This is a genomic window from Vibrio sp. CDRSL-10 TSBA, assembly GCA_039696685.1.
In the GTDB taxonomy this organism is placed as follows: Bacteria; Pseudomonadota; Gammaproteobacteria; order Enterobacterales; family Vibrionaceae; genus Vibrio.
This window is the reverse complement of sequence record CP155566.1, coordinates 2,131,154-2,149,828: the sequence shown is the minus strand read 5'-3', so window position 1 is coordinate 2,149,828 and position 18,675 is coordinate 2,131,154. Positions and strand designations below refer to the sequence as shown.

At 50.6% G+C, this 18,675-nt stretch carries 8 protein-coding genes and 4 pseudogenes; 6 read left to right on the top strand and 6 right to left on the bottom strand.

Features of this window, described 5'->3' with window-relative positions:
- Nucleotides 1-635 precede the first annotated feature (635 nt).
- From ABDK09_17385 to oppF, 5 genes and pseudogenes are all read left to right on the top strand, one after another.
- On the top strand, nt 636-2,267 hold the full coding sequence (locus tag ABDK09_17385) for an ABC transporter substrate-binding protein (GenBank protein ID XAW88769.1): 1,632 nt from the start codon (nt 636-638) through the stop codon (nt 2,265-2,267).
- A 99-nt stretch (nt 2,268-2,366) separates the two neighbouring features.
- Nucleotides 2,367-3,287: an oligopeptide ABC transporter permease OppB gene (gene oppB / locus ABDK09_17380; protein ID XAW88768.1), complete on the top strand. Its 921-nt coding sequence runs from the start codon at nt 2,367-2,369 to the stop codon at nt 3,285-3,287.
- A 15-nt stretch (nt 3,288-3,302) separates the two neighbouring features.
- Nucleotides 3,303-4,205 (top strand): oligopeptide ABC transporter permease OppC, encoded by a 903-nt coding sequence (oppC, locus tag ABDK09_17375; protein XAW88767.1) that lies wholly within the window; start codon nt 3,303-3,305, stop codon nt 4,203-4,205.
- 24 nt (nt 4,206-4,229) lie between these two features.
- Nucleotides 4,230-5,201, top strand: coding sequence for an ABC transporter ATP-binding protein (locus ABDK09_17370; protein ID XAW90772.1), 972 nt, complete (start codon nt 4,230-4,232; stop codon nt 5,199-5,201).
- A pseudogene (gene oppF / locus ABDK09_17365) lies at nt 5,198-6,191 on the top strand (murein tripeptide/oligopeptide ABC transporter ATP binding protein OppF). Before ABDK09_17370 ends, oppF begins: the two are co-directional and overlap by 4 nt.
- Before the next feature lie 206 nt (nt 6,192-6,397).
- On the opposite strand, the pseudogene ABDK09_17360 reads toward oppF, so the two are convergent.
- The 6 genes and pseudogenes from ABDK09_17360 to ABDK09_17335 all read right to left on the bottom strand — a co-directional run bounded on the left by ABDK09_17360 (nt 6,398) and on the right by ABDK09_17335 (nt 14,831).
- Nucleotides 6,398-8,513, bottom strand: a pseudogene (locus tag ABDK09_17360) (type I secretion system permease/ATPase).
- 11 nt (nt 8,514-8,524) lie between these two features.
- Complete coding sequence (locus tag ABDK09_17355; protein XAW88766.1) at nt 8,525-10,435, bottom strand: EAL domain-containing protein; 1,911 nt, start codon at nt 10,433-10,435, stop codon at nt 8,525-8,527.
- Between the two features lie 5 nt (nt 10,436-10,440).
- Nucleotides 10,441-11,104: pseudogene (locus ABDK09_17350) on the bottom strand (transglutaminase-like cysteine peptidase).
- Nucleotides 11,105-11,231: 127 nt separating this feature from the next.
- Entirely contained in the window at nt 11,232-12,623 is a 1,392-nt protein-coding gene (locus tag ABDK09_17345) for an HlyD family type I secretion periplasmic adaptor subunit (protein XAW88765.1), read from the bottom strand.
- 262 nt (nt 12,624-12,885) lie between these two features.
- A complete protein-coding gene (locus ABDK09_17340; protein ID XAW88764.1) occupies nt 12,886-13,515 on the bottom strand; it encodes an OmpA family protein in 630 nt (209 codons plus the stop codon).
- A 1-nt stretch (nt 13,516) separates the two neighbouring features.
- Nucleotides 13,517-14,831 (bottom strand): annotated as a pseudogene (locus ABDK09_17335) (TolC family outer membrane protein).
- A 416-nt stretch (nt 14,832-15,247) separates the two neighbouring features.
- On the opposite strand from ABDK09_17335, the gene ABDK09_17330 reads away from it, so the two are divergent.
- Nucleotides 15,248-17,368, top strand: coding sequence for an Ig-like domain-containing protein (locus tag ABDK09_17330; GenBank protein ID XAW88763.1), 2,121 nt, complete (start codon nt 15,248-15,250; stop codon nt 17,366-17,368).
- Nucleotides 17,369-18,675: the final 1,307 nt, after the last annotated feature.

Below are 18,675 nucleotides of genomic sequence, written 5' to 3'. Positions count from 1 at the left end.
ATTCTATTTAGTGTGCAAATTGATGCTTTATAAAGGATTATTTTGGACTAGGGTTAATAGTCAGTGGCGCAATTTAATGCGGCGTATTTGCTCACGTTTAAGCTGGTTTTATATCACGGGCTATACGGTAACTGATGTTATGATACCGGTTTCATTTTGAAACTCATACGCAAACGTTTCCTAAAAAGTGCGTAGTGGATCACAATGGTGCAACAGGTGATTCTGTTCACAATTCCTGTCATCTGATGAGTGGAATATCACTTTCAATTAGACGTCATGTGAGGCAGATGTTAAATTTTCCGCCGAATTTCTAGCATAAGATGCTGAAAAAGTAATCTTGGTTAGTATATGTGGCATATGCGGTTGAATCTAAGTCCTTATTTGTACTGAAATTCTGCGTTATTGACGATCAATTAAGTCATTTCAATGATTTATTGATTCTGCGCAGTGCATAGTCTTTGTGAAAGACTATTTTATGGCAAGTTAGTTTGATGTTCGCCGTTCTATGCCGCTCGCTTTGTATGGGTTAGGTTTTGTGTTTGGTTTTTTGCGTTAAACACCCTAATTATGGCAGTCAGATGCCTAACGCCCTGCAGAGATGTCATGGATGCAAAATGAAAACTTGGAGTTTATGCATGTATAAAAATAAGATTACTCAGGCCCTGCTTCTGGGGGCTGGCCTTGCAGTGGCAAGTGCTTCTTTCTCATCTCTCGCCGCGAATGTTCCCGCTGGTACTAAACTCGCTGACAAACAGGAATTTGTCCGTGGTAACGGTACTGAAGTCGCTTCTATCGATCCGCATAAAACGGAAGGTGTACCAGAGTCACACGTGATTCGTGACCTTCTGGAAGGTCTGGTAAACCAGGATGCGAACGGTAAGACGGTTCCGGGTGTCGCAGAAAGCTGGGAAACGACAGACAATAAAACTTTTATTTTCCACCTGCGTAAAGATGCGAAATGGTCAAACGGTGACCCGGTTACCGCTGACGACTTCGTGTACAGCTTTAAGCGTGCGGTTGACCCTGCAACGGCGTCTCCATACTCGTGGTATCTGGAAATGACCACTATGGTGAACGCGGCAGACATTATCGCCGGGAAAAAAGACAAAGAGACACTGGGTGTGAAGGCGCTGGATGCGAACACACTGGAAGTGAATCTGGAAACACCGGTTCCATATTTTGTAAAAATGATGGGCCACACCACTGTGAAACCTGTTCACCGTGCCACGGTTGAAAAGTGGGGCGATCAGTGGACCAAACCTGACCACTTCGTTGGTAACGGCGCTTATGTCGTTGATAAGTGGACGGTAAACGAACGGTTAGTGATGAAGCGTAACCCATATTACTGGGATAACGCGCACACAGTTATCGATCAGGTGACCTACCTGCCAATCGAAAACCAGGTGGCTGAAATGAACCGCTTCCTGTCGGGCGAAATTCAGATGACTTATGAACTGCCTCTTGAGCACTTCAAACGTCTGAAAAAAGAGTACCCGGAATCGGTCAACGTGAAAGGTAACCTGTGTACTTACTACTACGGTTTCAACAACCAGAAAGCGCCGTTTGATGATGTGCGCGTGCGTAAGGCACTATCGTACGCTATCGACCGTGACATTATCGCCAACGCGATTCTGGGTCAGGGCCAGAAACCTGCGTACTTCATGACGCCGGAAATTACCGCTGATTTCAATCCAGAGATGCCGGCTTACGGCAAGCTGACTCAGAAAGAGCGTATTGCCGAAGCGAAGAAATTACTGGCAGAGGCTGGCTTTGATAAGTCTCATCCACTGGAATTCACCCTGCTGTACAACACGTCTGAAAACCACAAGAAAATCGCAACGGCGATTCAGTCAATGTGGAAACAGGCACTGGGCGTGAACATCACTCTGGAAAACCAAGAGTGGAAAACCTTCCTAGATACCCGTCGTGAAGGTAACTACGACGTGACTCGCGCCGGTTGGTGTGGTGACTACAACGAAGCATCCAGCTTCCTGTCACTGATGCAGTCCAACAACAGCTCCAACGACCAGAAATATCACAGCGCAGAGTACGATGCAGTGATGGATAAAGCGTTGAATGCGAAGACCGATGAAGAGCGTGAAGCACTGTACGTCGAGGCAGAGAAACTGCTGGCGCGTGATATGCCAATCGCCCCTATCTATCAGTATGTAACTTCCCGTCTGGTGTCGCCACAACTTGGTGGTTACCCGGTTAATAACGCGGAAGACAAGATCTACACTAAAGATCTCTACATCAAAGCTCAGTAAATCCTGAGCATTAAAACTATAAATATACAGACACTGTATGTGCCCGGCACATACAGCGTCTTTTCGTTTTCTATTGTCACAGACTGAAAGAGTGAGTTTATGATTAAATTCATTGCAAAAAGGATATTTGAAGCAATCCCAACCTTGTTGGTATTGATCACGATATCATTCTTTCTGATGCGTTTTGCACCAGGTAACCCATTTTCTTCTGAGCGTCCGTTACCGCCGGAAGTGATGGCCAACATCAATGCGAAATATGGCCTGGATAAACCAGTATCCGAGCAGTACTTCACCTATCTGACCAACATTCTGCAAGGCGATTTTGGTCCGTCATTCAAATACAAAGATTATTCGGTTAACGAACTGATCAGCGCTGCTTTGCCTGTTTCAGCGAAAGTAGGTTTTGCTGCTTTCATCTTCACTGTCATCATGGGGGTCGGGGTTGGCACCATTGCCGCGCTGAGGCAAAACACCTGGGTCGACTACACCATCATGTCGACCGCCATGCTCGGGGTGGTGATGCCATCCTTTGTGTTGGCACCAGTTCTCATCTATATCTTCTCCATCAATCTTGGCTGGTTCCCGGCCGGTGGCTGGCAAGACGGCTCGTTCCAGTACATGGCGTTGCCTGTTATTGGTATGTCGCTGCTGTATGTTGCAACGTTTGCCCGTATTACCCGTGGTTCGATGATTGAAACCCTCAACAGTAACTTTATCCGTACCGCTCGTGCGAAAGGTCTGAGCTATCGCTATATCGTGTTTAAGCACGCGTTGAAACCGGCGCTATTACCTGTGGTGTCCTATATGGGACCAGCATTTGTCGGCATTATTACCGGTTCGGTGGTGATTGAGACCATTTTCGGTCTGCCGGGGATTGGTAAACTGTTCGTGAATGCGGCGTTTAACCGTGACTACTCATTGGTTATGGGCGTAACGATTTTGATCGGTTTCCTTTTCATCCTCTTCAATGCGGTGGTGGATATTCTGCTTGCTTATATCGACCCTAAAATTCGCTACTAATCGGACACGGATATTATGTTGAGCAAAAAAGAAAATTTAGAAGCGATCGAAAAGTTCTCTGAGAACCTGGAAATTGAAGGTCGCAGTTTATGGCAGGATGCGCGCATTCGTTTTATGCGTAACAAGGCGGCGATGGTCAGCCTGTTTATCCTTAGTTTGATCACCCTGGCGGTGATTTTTCTGCCGATGTTTTCGGCTTATACCTATGAAGATACTGACTGGTATGCGATGCATGCTGCGCCGAATGCCGAGCATTGGTTTGGTACTGATGCACTGGGGCGTGACTTGCTGGTACGTACACTGGTCGGCGGCCGTATTTCCCTGATGGTGGGTATCATGGGCGCGCTGGTGGCAGTACTGATTGGTACTCTGTATGGCGCGGCATCGGGCTTTATCGGTGGTCGTACCGACCGCATCATGATGCGCCTGCTGGAAATTCTGTACGCGATTCCGTTTATGTTTCTGGTTATTGTACTGGTGACTTTCTTTGGTCGTAACATCATCCTTATCTTTGTGGCGATTGGTGCCATTGCCTGGCTGGATATGGCACGTATCGTACGTGGCCAGACGCTGAGCCTGCGCAGTAAAGAATTTATTGAAGCGGCTCATGTGTGCGGTGTCAGCAAGTGGAGAATCATTACCCGCCATATCGTACCTAACGTGCTGGGTATTGTCGCGGTATATTCAACCCTGCTGATCCCGAGCATGATTCTGACTGAATCTTTCCTTTCTTTCCTTGGTCTGGGTGTTCAGGAACCAATGACCAGTTGGGGAGCATTGCTGCAAGAGGGCGCCAACACCATGGAAGTGGCGATCTGGCAACTGCTGTTCCCGGCGGCCTTTATGGTGATCACCCTGTTCTGTTTTAACTACGTGGGTGACGGTCTGCGCGATGCGCTGGATCCAAAAGACAGATAATCACACAAGATTAAGGAAGTAATGATGAGCTTATTAGATGTCAAAGATCTGCGCGTCGAATTCACCACTCAGGATGGGATTGTCACCGCAGTTAACGATTTAAACTTCTCGCTTAATCAGGGCGAGACTCTCGGTATCGTGGGCGAATCCGGTTCGGGTAAGTCCCAGACCGTGTTTGCCATCATGGGTTTGCTGGCTAAAAACGGAATCATCTCAGGTAGCGCGAAATTTGAGGGTAAAGAAATCCTCAATCTGCCGGAAAAGGCACTCAACAAGGTGCGTGCCGAGCAGATCGCGATGATTTTCCAGGACCCGATGACGTCACTTAACCCGTATATGAAAGTCAGCGACCAGCTGATGGAAGTGCTGATGTTGCACAAGGGCATGGGCAAAGCACAGGCGTTCGAAGAGTCGGTTCGTATGCTGGAAGCGGTAAAAATCCCGGAAGCGCGTAAGCGGATTACCATGTATCCTCATGAATTTTCAGGTGGTATGCGTCAGCGTGTAATGATTGCGATGGCCCTGTTGTGCCGTCCGAAACTGCTGATCGCCGATGAACCGACCACGGCTCTGGACGTGACCGTTCAGGCACAGATCATGGACTTGCTCAACGAGCTGAAACGTGAGTTTAACACCGCGATCATCATGATTACCCACGATTTGGGTGTGGTGGCAGGCTCGTGTGACAAAGTGCTGGTGATGTACGCCGGTCGTACCATGGAATACGGCAGCGTGAACGAAATTTTCTACAATCCAAGCCATCCGTATGCGGAAGGTTTGCTTAAAGCGATTCCGCGTCTGGACACCGAAGGCGATATTCTGCCGACGATTCCGGGTAACCCGCCAAACTTACTGCGCCTGCCGGTCGGCTGTCCTTATCAGGAACGCTGTCACCGTGTGATGGACCGTTGTAAGCGTGAAGCACCAATTCTGACTCCGTTTGGTGACGGTCGTCAGCGTGCTTGTTTTTCTGACTGGGAGGCGTGGACAAAATGAGCGCAGATAAAGCATTACTGTTAGACGTAAAAGATCTGAAGGTCCATTTCAGCATTGCCGCTAAGTCGGCCTGGCCGTGGACTAAACCATCGACACTGAAAGCGGTGGATGGCGTCAATGTCCGCCTCTATCAGGGCGAAACTCTGGGTGTGGTGGGCGAATCCGGCTGTGGTAAGTCGACCTTTGCCCGTGCCATCATCGGTCTGGTACAGGCTACTGAGGGTGAAGTGGTGTGGCTGGGACAGGATCTGACCCGGATGCAGGAAGTCAAACGCCGTGAAACGCGCAAAGAAATCCAGATGATATTCCAGGATCCGCTCGCGTCTCTTAACCCGCGTATGACGGTCGGTGACATCATTGCTGAGCCGCTGCAGACCTTTTACCCGCAACTGTCCAAGCAGGAAGTGAAGGACAGAGTGAAGGAAATGATGGCCAAAGTGGGTCTGCTGCCGAACGTGATTAACCGTTATCCGCATGAGTTTTCCGGCGGTCAGTGTCAGCGTATCGGGATTGCCCGTGCTCTGATTCTGAAGCCGAAAATGATCATCTGTGATGAGCCGGTATCAGCACTGGACGTCTCGATTCAGGCGCAGGTCGTTAACCTGCTGAAAGAGCTGCAGAATGAACTGGGTCTAAGCCTGGTTTTCATCGCGCACGACTTGTCAGTGGTGAAGCACATTTCTGACCGTGTTCTGGTGATGTATCTGGGTAATGCGGTCGAAACTGGGTGAGTCGGATGCACTGTTTGCCAATCCTAAGCACCCCTACACCAAGGCGCTGATGTCAGCGGTGCCGATCCCGGATCCGAATCTGGAGCGCAGCAAAACCATTCAGATGCTGGAAGGGGATTTGCCGTCGCCGATTAATCCGCCATCGGGTTGTGTATTTCGTACCCGTTGCCCGCAGGCCACGGCAGAATGTGCTAAGACCAAGCCTCAAATCAAAGGGAGTGATACCCACTCCGTCTCTTGTTTGCACGTTGAGGTGTAAATTCAGCCTGTGACAGGCTTAAGCGCGGTGCCTTTATGGACCGCGCTTTTTTTGTATCCGTCGATTAGTTTTCTTTTAATCTGGTTGGTTTGAGCGGATGAGAAAGGGCAGAGGCGAGATATAAAAAAACACCTCTGAACATCAGAGGTGTTTTATCTACGCTATACGCTTCGCTTTATCTGACGCTGAGGTCTAGGTCGGTCAGTTTAGTTCGCGGCCCGCACTTTACCGTGGCGCAGATCGGTCAGTACCATCTCTTTCGGACCATCTGCAATGATGGAACCTTTTTCCATCACGATCACCCGGTCTACTACGTCGAGCATGGTGGTTTTATGAGTGATCAGTACCAGTGTCTCGCTTGGGGTTAACTGACTGAGCTGGTGCTTAATCTGCATCTCAGAGCGGTTATCCATCGCACTGGTCGGTTCATCCATCAACAACACTGGCGGACGTCCCAGCATGGCTCTCGCAATCGAAACGGCCTGGCGCTGACCGCCGGAAAGCAGTAAGCCGCCTTCACCCACCTGGCGTTCAAGGCCCGCCGGATCTTGCTGAGTAAACACGGTGACACCAGCCCGGTTCGCTGCGTCCATGACATCTCGGTCGTCAGCCAGTGGTCGTCCCAGCGTGATGTTATCGCGAATGGTGCCGTAGAAGAGTAAGCTCTCTTGCGGTACACAGCCGATATTACGGCGGATGTCGATATGATGCAGCTGAGCAATATCTGTCTCATCAATACGAACGTGGCCTTCGGTGGGTTGATACAGACCCATGATAAGGCGTTCAAGCGTGGTTTTGCCGGAACCGATCCGGCCGATAATCGCCACTTTCTCGCCCGGGTTAATGATCAGGCTGAGATCACGAATCGAAGCAATCGGTGAGTCCGGATAATGGAAGGTCACTTTATCGAGCTCAATTTTGCCCTGAATCATCGGACGGTGAATGTAGCGTTTACCGGCCTCTTGCTCGTCAGGCATGGCCATCACTTGCTCAATGATGGTGAGCGATGATTTTGCCTGGTTATAACGGGTTGAAAGCAGCGACAGCTGGACCAGCGGGCCGATAGCTCGTCCGCTCAGCATCGTCGCGGCAATCAGTCCGCCCATGGTCAGGTCGCCGGCCGCAATCAGATAAACACCAAGGATAATCATGCCAACGTTAGTCGACTGCTGCACAAATCCAGCGGTATTCTGAATTCCGTCGGTAATACGGCGACTCTTGATGTTCCAGTTTGCCATGTGGGCGACGGCTTCTTCCCAGCGGTACTGATACTGGCTTTGTGCGCCGAACAGCTTAAGCGTTTCCAGGCCTGCCAGGCTCTCAATCAGGTTGGCATATTTTTGTGATGCCAGTCTGGAACCCTCTTCGATCGCGCGGCGCAGTGGTGCCTGAATCAGCAGTGAGTACACAACCAGGATCACCACGCCAACAATCGGCACCAGCACCAGTGAACCGGCCATCAGCCAGATCAACAGCAAAAACATCAGCGCGAATGGCAGATCAATCAGAGAAGCTATAGTGGCTGAGGTGAAAAACTCGCGAATTGACTCAAATTCCTGCAAGTGGCGTGCGAAAGCCCCGACCGATGGCGGTCGTGACTCCATGCGGATGCCCATGACTTTGGCAAACAGTTTGGAGGAAATCAGGATATCGGATTTTTTGCCGGCCACATCAATGAAGTAGTTACGCAATAGTTTGAGCACTAAATCAAACAGGAAGATGACCAGCACACCACTGGCCAGTACCCACAAAGTTTCGAACGCCAGATTAGGAACGACTTTGTCGTACACCAGACGGGTAAACATCGGTGCTGCAATGGCAAACAGGTTGATAAGGATCGAAGCGATCAGTACATCGCGATAGATGCGCTTTGACTGCCAGATCGTACCCCAGAACCAGTGACCATGCCGGGTTTTCAGCACTTCCGGAGAGCGCTCATCAAAGCGGAACTGCTTTTTGACCATAAAGTAACGGCCAATATAACGCTCTTTAAGTTCTTCAAGCGGATAGGCAATTGGCACCATGCCCGATTCGGCGGTTACCACTTCCGCTTCCTGCTTTTCCTCGTTAATACTGTTGAGTACACACGCTTCGCCACTTTTCAGCAGCAGAATGACCGGGAATACCAGTTGAGGGATTTCATGCAGTGCGGAGCGGTTCTCTTTCGCAACCAGGCCGGCACGTTTCCGCGGCGCGCGGAAATAAAAATGGTGTCAGCTTGCCATCTGACATTGGCAAACCGTTGATCAAAGCCTCGGGAGAATTAGCGAGGCCGTAATAGCGGCTGACGTAAATCAGAGAGTTCAGCAGCGTGTCTTGCATTGCGCTCATCCTTATTTATCGACAATAAAACCCTGGAACACATCGACGAAATGCTCGGAAAGCAGATCGAGCTGATCCTGGGTCTCGACGCGGGATGCGATAGTGGTGATATCCAAATCGTGAGCAGTACGCGAAATGGACGTCAGAGTAAATTTCTGGTTCTCATCATCAAGGTGGTGAGTAAACAGATAATCGAGTTTGACGTAGTTTGGCCGGAACTCGTTAATATAATCCAGCGACTGGAAGTTACGGCCGTAGTTATCAACACCAAACTCAGCACCCGCGCCGCGCAGAGCGTTACAGAACAGGGCTGTATGGTGCGGCGCATTAACAAAGCAGTTCTCCGGAATTTCAAATTGCAGCAACCCTGCTACCGCTTTGTGTCGGGTCAGCAATTGAGTGACCCAGCGAATAAAGCTTGGCTGCTCAATACTGCTTTGCGAAATGTTGATCGCAAGTTTATCGGTCACTTCACCGGACACCAGTTTATTAATCATAGACTGTAGGACGTATTGGTCGAACAGGTGAGTGGCGTGCAGCTGCTCCAGAGCGAACAGATATTGGTTGGCGCTGTAGCGTACTCCGTCTTTTTCAATCGCAGAGAATACTTCTCGATGGAAAGTTTTACCGTGTGTATCCGTTGCTGCCTGAAAGCGGAAGGTGAACCAGTCATGGTGAATCGCTTCTTCAACCAGCGCTTTCCATTGCTGTTTACCCATCACCATCTGATTGCTCGCGCTGGAAATAAAGCCGTATTTCAGCTCCGGATTCGATTTGGCTGTGGCCATCGAGTTGTCGAGCAGTGAAAGCAGCTCGCGTGAGCTCTTCGCTTCTTCATTGAACACCACGCCGAGCGCTGCGTCAGCAGCAGCCATACCGGTAGGATCCGGATTAATATCGTTCACGCAGTTCATGATGTTGTCAGCTGCCTGGCGCAGTTCTCCCTCTTCCATATTAGGCAGGATGAGCGCGAATTCTTCGGCCGAGATACGAGCAATGGTGATGTTGGGGGCCGTAATAGATGCTTTGAGGTGTGTGGCTAGTTCACGCACCATGTTATCGCCGGCTTCGTAGCCTTTTTCTTCATACAAATCTTTGATGAACTGAACCTGCAGCATCGCCACGCCACCGACCGCGTTGTCAGCCAGCCAGCCATTCAATTGGTTCATGTAGTAAGAGCGGTTGCCTAATTGCGAAACCGGATCCATGTAAGCGCGTTCGCGCAATTGCTGTGCTTCTTGAGCCTGGGCTTTAAAATGCTTTTCAACCTGAGCCGACATGTTGTTGATACCCTGTACCACTGCGACCAGGTCTTTGGTGTCGGGCAGAGGCAGCGGTTCGCCAAACTGGTTGTTGGCGATTTGCTTCATCTTGTTCACTATGGTGGTCAGCGGTTTAAGGGCATGATGGACGATGTAGGCAATCGAGAGCATGCCGATCAGAACGATAGCGCCGAACGCGATCGACAGGCGAATCAGCGCCTGCCATAGCTGTGCGTAGGCTTCACCCGGATGGCTGACGATTTCGACCTCTGCCAGTTGCATCCAGCCGCTGGTCACGACGCGGCGGTCATGGATAGGCTGGAACAAATCCAGATCAGTAAACCATTGCGGAACCTGGCTTGGTTTAATCGGATAAGAGCGGACGATTTCACTGTTGTCATCAAGAAAGATAAGGCGCACGACAGAGTAGGTACTGCCGTCAAACAGAGCATTGATGACGGATTCGGCCGCAACGCTGTCCTTCTTTTCCAGATAGGGCGCTAAAGCAAGACCCACGGTGTTAATCGTGTTGCTGACTTCGGAACGTTGCTGCTGTTCAAGGTTGTCGCGTGTGGTATTAAATTCGATGATGAATACGGAAATCATCAACAAAATCAGCACCATTATCATTCCGGCGACCAGTTGTTTGTATAGTGTCATTCTAGCTACTCATCGTAATTGACCAACGGTTTATTCAAATTCAGCGAACGCTCGCGTGAACGTAAATCATTCCAGAGGCTGAGCCGGGAAGCGTTACCCGCCAGCTCGCCATTTTTCGACTTCATCAACCACAGATGTTGACCGTTAAAGCTGTATATAGGCAGCAGGTCACGCCGCGCAGAGGCTGGTTTTATCTGCGGGTTAATGTTATCCAGAATCAAAGGTTGTGAGCTGGGAGTGGCGTAGTAGGCCAACACCATGTGAAACTGATTCAGTTCAATGGCTTTAACGTACACCAGGCGCAGCTTCTCATCAGCAACACCAAGTTCCAGCAGCGAAAAATACTTGGCGATAGTGAAGTCCTCACAATCACCGGCATTACTGCCTAAAAATTCCAGTGGTGTCGCCCAGTAGTCATTTTTGCCCCACAATACATCGTCGTTGACAAAGTAGAGCTGATTGAAGAAACGGTTTACTTCGGTCAGTTGCTCGCGTTTCTGATAGTGATCGGTAACGCACCATCTCCCGCCGCCAGGTCTCAACCCGTTTACCCGCACGTGGACCGTAGGTTGCGGTAACGGCATCAACCCACTGTTGCTCTTTGGTACTGAGCGCGCCCGCCAGCGATGAAATCACCAGCGCCGCGAGTAAACATAGCCAGCGTTTCATCGCATACTCGTTGCTACGGTGTGACTAAAGGTCATCTCTCTTCCACTATCTTTTGCATCCGGTTGTATAAGGTTTAGTTATACATCAATCCGCGCTTTTCATCACTGACCTGTTTATCTTTGCCGGATTATTCTCGCAGCGCATTGTCTTTTGCGCGCAAAATTGGCTTAAGTAAATAATCCAGTACGGTGCGTTTACCCGTGATGATATCCACTGACGCGGTCATGCCGGGAATGATTGGCAGCGTTTCATCCTGACCAAACGATGTTTGTTTGGTGCGTACCCGTACCAGATAGAAACTGTTGCCTTCTTCATCCTGGGTGGTATCGGCGCTGATGTGTTCCAGGGTGCCTTCCAGACCGCCATATTTTGTGAAGTCATAGGCACTGAACTTTACAATCGCAGGCAGTTCAGGGCGCAGAAATGCAATATCCTGTGGTGCGATCTGTGCTTCGACCAGCAAGGTGTCTTCGGTCGGGACGATTTCAACAATATCCATACCCGGCTGGATAACACCACCGACGGTATTGATGTTGAGGGTTTTGATGGTGCCGGTCACCGGAGAGACGACAACGGTACGGTTGACTCGGTCTTCAAGCCCTACGGTAGACTCAGTCATCGCTGACAGCTTGTCCTGAGCTTCGTTGAGCGCATCTTGCTGCTGCGAACGGAACTTCTGTGCAGCATCGATACGGCTCAACATCGATTCACGGATACCTGAGCGTAATACCGGTATTTTTAGTTCACTGGAGGTGAGTTCGCGGCGAGTGTCATTGACCTGACGTTGCAGCTTTAACAGCTCAATACGCGGAACAACGCCTTCATCCGCCAATGGTTGGGTGATCTCCAGCTCTTTGTTCGCATATTCGTAACTTTGGCGCAGGTTGCGAACCCGGGCCTGAATTTCAATCAGATCCTGCTGTTTCTGTTTAACCTGCTGCGAAATTACGGACAGTTGGTTGCGCAGGTTATCAAGATCTTGTTGGTACTGGTCGCGCTGACGGTCAACCAGTCTGGGCTGCGACTCAAGCAGTGAAGGCGGAAAAGCTAGCTTGTTGTAATCAATGCGCACACTGTTTTGCCAGTCCTGTTCCTCGAAATCTTCATTGATGATGACACTGGCGATGGAAGCGGTCAGCTGCAGTACGTTGGCTGTCAGGTTGGCCATTTGCTGCTCACGCTCACGATAGTCGGAGCGAAAACGGGTGTCATCTATCAGCAATAACTGCTGACCTTTTTTGACTTGCTCGCCTTCACGGACCAGGATCTGTTTGACCAGGCCGCCCTCCAGGTTCTGAACTACCTGAATTTGCGACGATGGCACCACTTTACCCTGGCCGACAGTCACTTTATCGATCTGCGCCCAAGAGGCCCAAACAATAGCCAGCAAAAAGAATACGACCATAACCCAAAGCATGATACGCGCGCTGCTTGGAGTGTTAAGCAGTAGTGCGGCGGTTTGATCGTCGATAAAATCCAACTCATCACCAGAGAGCTGGTGATATTTATGCTGACTCATTGGGCTATCCTGCGTTGATATTCGTCGGGCATTAACAGAGTGAGGCCGCAACGATCTAAGAGGTAAAGAATAGCCCAATTGTGCCTGAGGTTTTGATAACTAGCGAGGCGGTTTGAAAAAAAATTATACATAGCCAGAAGAATGGGTTGCGTAAAAGGGGAGTCAGGTCGTTCGAACTTTCTAAACAGTTTATCTATCACGCTATGAACAAACGACCCGAGGATACTCAGGTCGTTTTCTTTACAGTTTAATCGGTAAGAGATTAAGAATTTGGCAAAGCGGTGAACACCGTCCACTCTTTCAATACTTCATCTTTAAGACCGACCACGGTCGCCGTTACGCGACGGTTCTGGGCGTGGCTGACCTGGTCATCGCTCTCAGCAACCAGAACCGTATCACCAAAACCGATCACGCGAATGCGGTTTGGCGTAACACCATAACGAATCAACTGCATACGAACTGCTTCTGAACGGCGCTCTGAGAGCGCCTGGTTGTACTTGGCACCGCCGACTTTACTCGCATAACCTTGCAGCTCAATGGAGGCTTCCGGATAAAGCTGTAGAAATTTCGCCATCTGACGAATCTGATCATCAAAAACAGGTTCAATGGCAGAGGAATCGTTAGCAAACAGGATATGAAGTTTTTGCTGTTCGGAGCTGTTGATTTGCTCGCCACAACCGTAATTGTCTACCTGTGCACCTTGTGGTGTTTGCGGACATTTGTCGCGGGCGTTAATGACACCGTCGTTGTCATCATCGAGCAAATCGGCACCTTGTTGTGCAACAGGTGTTGCCATGTAATCGTATACGTCCGAACTTTCTTCTTGAGCGGCGTAGGCAGAATGCGCCAATGTCATACTCAAAACAGCAATTATCGTATTTCGAATTGTCATATTAGTAATCCACCTTTTCCATCCACTCTTTAGGAACATCCACGCGCAGAGCCGCCAGCAGACCGCCGGTTGCATTCAGAACGCGGTATTTTGCGTATTGCTCTGAGTACTTGGCATCCAGATAATCGCGGCGTGCCTCGAACAGCTCGTTTTCACTGTTCAGCAAGTCGAGCAGGGTACGCTGGCCAATCTGGTATTGCTTACGATATGCGACAACGGTTTGCGAGGTGGCGTCGACATGATCGGCCAGGAACTCTTTCTGCTGCAGGGTAATATCCAGTGCGTTTCCAGGACAGGCGCAGACCTTCTTCTACGGTACGGAAAGTGTTGGCACGCAAGTCTTTAGCGCGATTCAACTGATACGCTGCACTTTTCGTGTTCGCACTGTCGGTACCACCGTTGTAGAGGTTGTAGCGTAAACGCAGCATTGCGGTTGTTTCTTGCTGATTGCCGCGGTCACCGCCTGCATCATCCATCCAGCTTTGTGACGCTTCAAAAGAGAGGGTCGGAAAGTTAGGCGCTTTAGATTGTTGATACTGGAAGCGTGCCGCGTCGACGTCTGTCTGAGCCACTTTAATCACAGGATGCGATTGCTGTGCCTGCTCAAGAGCCTGACCAACAGAGGTCGGTAGCGCTTCACTGTCTGCTCTTGGGAAGACCAATGCCTGAGGCTCTTGCCCTACCAAACGGTGGAACTGTGCCTGAGCATCGAGCAGATTATTTTGCGCAGCCAGCAGGTTACTCTGTGCACGAGCCAGACGGGCTTCAACTTGGGTCACATCCGCCGTTGAGCCGATCCCCGAATCCGCACGACGTTTAATGTCGCGATAAATTTCTTTATGTGTCGTCAGGTTACTTTCCGACAGTGCAAGCACTTCGTAAGCCTGAGTCACATCCAGATAAGTGTTAGCTACTTGCAGAGCCGTATCTGATGCATCGGCAAGTAATTGGTAGCGGTCCGCTTCTGCTTCTGCAGAGGTGCGGTCCATATCGTTTAAGGTCGCTGAACCATCCCAGATAAGCTGGTTAAAAGTAAGAGTTAAGTCCTTACGGGTCAGGTCGGTGTCAGCGTTACCGCTTGATTCTGTCGGTCTGATCCCTTCGTAGCCGATACCAGCATCCAAGTCGAGACTTGGCAGATAAGCACCCGTAGCTGCACGTGAATCAGCAACGCGAGTTTTAAACTGGTTAAAAGCGCTTTTTAACTCCGGATTGGTGGCAAGTGCCAATGAGACTGCCTGCTCAAGTGTTTGAGCATATGCTGGACTGGACAGTGCAAGAGCACAGGCCAGAGCCTTTACGGAAAAACCTTTCAAAATCAAACTCCCATGTTGGGTTATTAACGATTGAAGCTAAAGCTTAATCCAGAATCGATCTTATTAATGAGACGACGGGAAGGAGCGTCAATAAAGTGACTCAAAATTCCAATTGGTTTTAAACTTATTGCATATATAAGATATTATGCATTTATAACTCATTAATTAGAAATAGATTTTATCCACTCAGTCTCATTGCAGAAAGCGCGGCATCAACTTTGATCTCATTTTAGTTCGGGGCTGTATTAGCTTTGAGAATATCGTAAATGCGTCATAAAAACGTTAACAGTACAACGTTTTAACCTTGTTTAACTATGGATTAGTGCTAAATTTAACTCAATTTTTTCAGAACAAATGTATCGCATTAAGTTGCATACCTTGCGGTATATCATCTTCTATAAGGTCAGAGGCTTTTTATGGGATTAAACTCTCTTGTCACCAGTGGAATTCTGTCTGCTAATCAAATGATTGTTATCGACCCAGCAGGTAACGTCAGAATCGCGACAGTAGGTGAACAGCTACCACAGGGTACCGTGATCGTTCAAATCGGTAATGAAGTGAATGATGACGCAGCGGTTCGAGCGCAACTGGTTGATGCCAATAATATGCCTCAGGACATTACCGATGATGTGGAACAGATCTTTGCTGCATTAGAAGATGGTCAGGATCCGACGCAGATTGATGGCGATCTGGCTCCGGCAGCTGGCGGAGTACAGGGGTCGGCAGTGACTGATTCAGCGACGATTGAACGTACTGATTCAGAGACGATCGCTACAACCGATTTTGAGACGTCAGGACTGGAAAGTCTCGGTCTTTCGGAAACACAAAGTCTGGCGTTGACCAACTTAGTGACTGCAGACGCTACAGAAATTACTCTGGCCGTTGCCGGCACCGTCACTGTTGACCCAATCACAGACGATGGGGTTATCAACTTTGATGAAAGCGAATCAACCATCACTGTCAGTGGTACCGCGACTGGAGGCGATATCTCTGAAGGTGATACGGTGAGCATGATCATCAATGGCACGCCTTATTCGACGACTGTAGATGCCGATGGTAACTGGTCAGTGGACGTGGCTGGTAGCGATCTTGCAAACGATACAGAATTCGATGTAACTGTAACGTCAACCAGTACTGACGGTACAAGCGTTGAGTCAAGTGCGACCTCTACTCATACTGTGGACCTGTCTGCGGATTCTGGTGTGGTCACTATCAATCCTATCACCTCAGATAACATCATTAACGAGCAAGAAAGTGGCCAAACTATCGAAGTGGGCGGTACTGCAACCGGTGGTGATATTTCTGAGGGTGATATTGTCACGGTGACCATTAATGGTACTGACTATTCAACTACCGTTGATGGCGATGGTAACTGGTCTATCGGTCTAGTCCCGGGAGAAGACCTAGCGAACGATACGGATTTTGTGGTTACCGTGACTTCAAGTGACGAAGCGGGTAACACAGTCGATTCAAGTACTACTGCAAACCACACCGTTGATCTTTCTTTTGGTGATGATGACTCGTTTACTCCGATTGTGCAGATTGTAGACGATTTAAACGACGATGGTGTCATTAACGAATCTGAACTTGGTAACGATGGCGTCCAAGTGAGTGTCACGGTTGACCCTGCAGAATTGGCTCGCGGTGGCTCAGTGACCCTCACCATTAATAATGGTGGCACTGAAACTGAAGTAACGCTGAGCTTGAATGAAGATGGTTCAACGCTGAGCAATTCCGCTTACAGCTATGACGCGAGCACCGGGGAAATTACCTGGAGCATTGATGTCGCTGAAGATGACACGATAGCAGTATCTGCGCTGCAAACTGACGTGGAAGGTAATGAATCAAATACCGGCAGCGACAGTGCTCTTGTGGATACATTGTATGGTGAAGACGACGACAACGACGGCGCTATCGTGCAGCCAACGGTGAGCATCACCGACAACAGCGGCGATGTGGACGGCAACGACGCCGAACTCATCAGCGGCACCGAGCAGGCGACCATTCGTGGCACCATCGGTGAAACCGACGCGGCGCGTGTGGATCTGGTCATCAGCGACGGTACCACAGAGATTGTGATCGCAGACGTGACCGTCAACGCCGACGGTACCTTTTCGGTGGAAGACGTGGACGTGAGCAGTTTGTCTGACGGCGAGCTGACCGTCACGGCGACCTTTACGGATGCGGACGACAACGTGGTGACCGCGGACGATACGGTTCAGAAAGACACCGCCTACGGTGAAGACGACGACAACGACGGCTCGATTGTGCAGCCAACGGTGAGCATCACCGACAACAGCGGTGATGTGGACGGCAACGACGCGGAGCTGATCAGTGGCAGCGAGCAGGCCACCATCCGTGGCACCATCGGTGACACCGACGCAGCGCGTGTGGACCTGGTCATCAGCGACGGCACCAACCAAATCGTACTGGAGAAACGTGACGGTCAACGCCGACGGTACCTTTTCGGTGGAAGACGTAGACGTGAGCAGCTTGTCAGATGGCGAGCTGACCGTCACGGCGACGTTTACGGATGAAGACGACAACGTGGTGACCGCGGACGATACGGTTCAGAAAGACACCACTTACGGTGAAGACGACGACAACGACGGCTCGATTGTGCAGCCAACGGTGAGCATCACCGACAACAGCGGCGATGTGGACGGCAACGACGCGGAGCTGATCAGCGGCACCGAGCAGGCGACCATTCGTGGCACCATCGGTGACACCGACGCGGCGCGTGTGGACCTGGTCATCAGCGACGGCACCACAGAGATTGTGATCGAAGACGTGACCGTTTCTGAAGACGGCACCTTCGTGGTGGAAGACGTTGACGTGAGCACTCTGGCGGACGGCGAGCTGACCGTGACGGCGACGTTTACGGACGAAGACGACAACGTGGTGACCGCGGACGATACGGTTCAGAAAGACACCGCCTACGGCGAAGACGACAACGGCGACAATGTGATCGTGCAGCCAACGGTCAGCATCACCGACAACAGCGGCGATGTAGACGGCAACGACGTTGAACTCATCAGCGGCACCGAGCAGGCGACCATCCGCGGCACCATCGGTGACACCGATGCAGCGCGTGTGGATCTAATTATCAGCGACGGCACCACCGACATCGTTCTGGAAGACGTGGCGGTGAACGCCGACGGCACCTTCGTGGTCGAAGACGTTGACGTGAGCACCCTGGCGGACGGCGAGCTGACCGTGACGGCGACGTACACGGACGCGGACAACAACACCGCAACGGCGACCGACGTGGTTCAGAAAGATACCACCTACGGCGAAGACGACAACGGCGACAATGTGATCGTGCAGCCAACCGTGAGCATCACCGACAACAGCGGCGATGTAGACGGCAACGACGTTGAACTCATCAGCGGTACCGAGCAGGCCACCATCCGCGGCACCATCGGTGACACCGACGCAGCGCGTGTGGATCTGATCATCAGCGACGGCACCACCCAGATTGAGCTGAACAATGTGGCGGTGAACGCCGACGGCACCTTCGTGGTGGAAGACGTGAACGTGAGTACCCTGGCGGACGGCGAGCTGACCGTGACGGCGACGTACATGGATGCGGACAACAACACCGCAACGGCGACCGACGTGGTTCAGAAAGACACCACCTACGGCGAAGACGACAACGGCGACAATGTGATCGTGCAGCCAACGGTGAGCATCACCGACAACAGCGGCGATGTAGACGACAACGATGTTGAACTCATCAGCGGTACCGAGCAGGCGACCATCCGCGGCACCATCGGTGACACCGACGCAGCGCGTGTGGATCTGGTCATCAGCGACGGCACCACAGACATCGTTCTGGAAGACG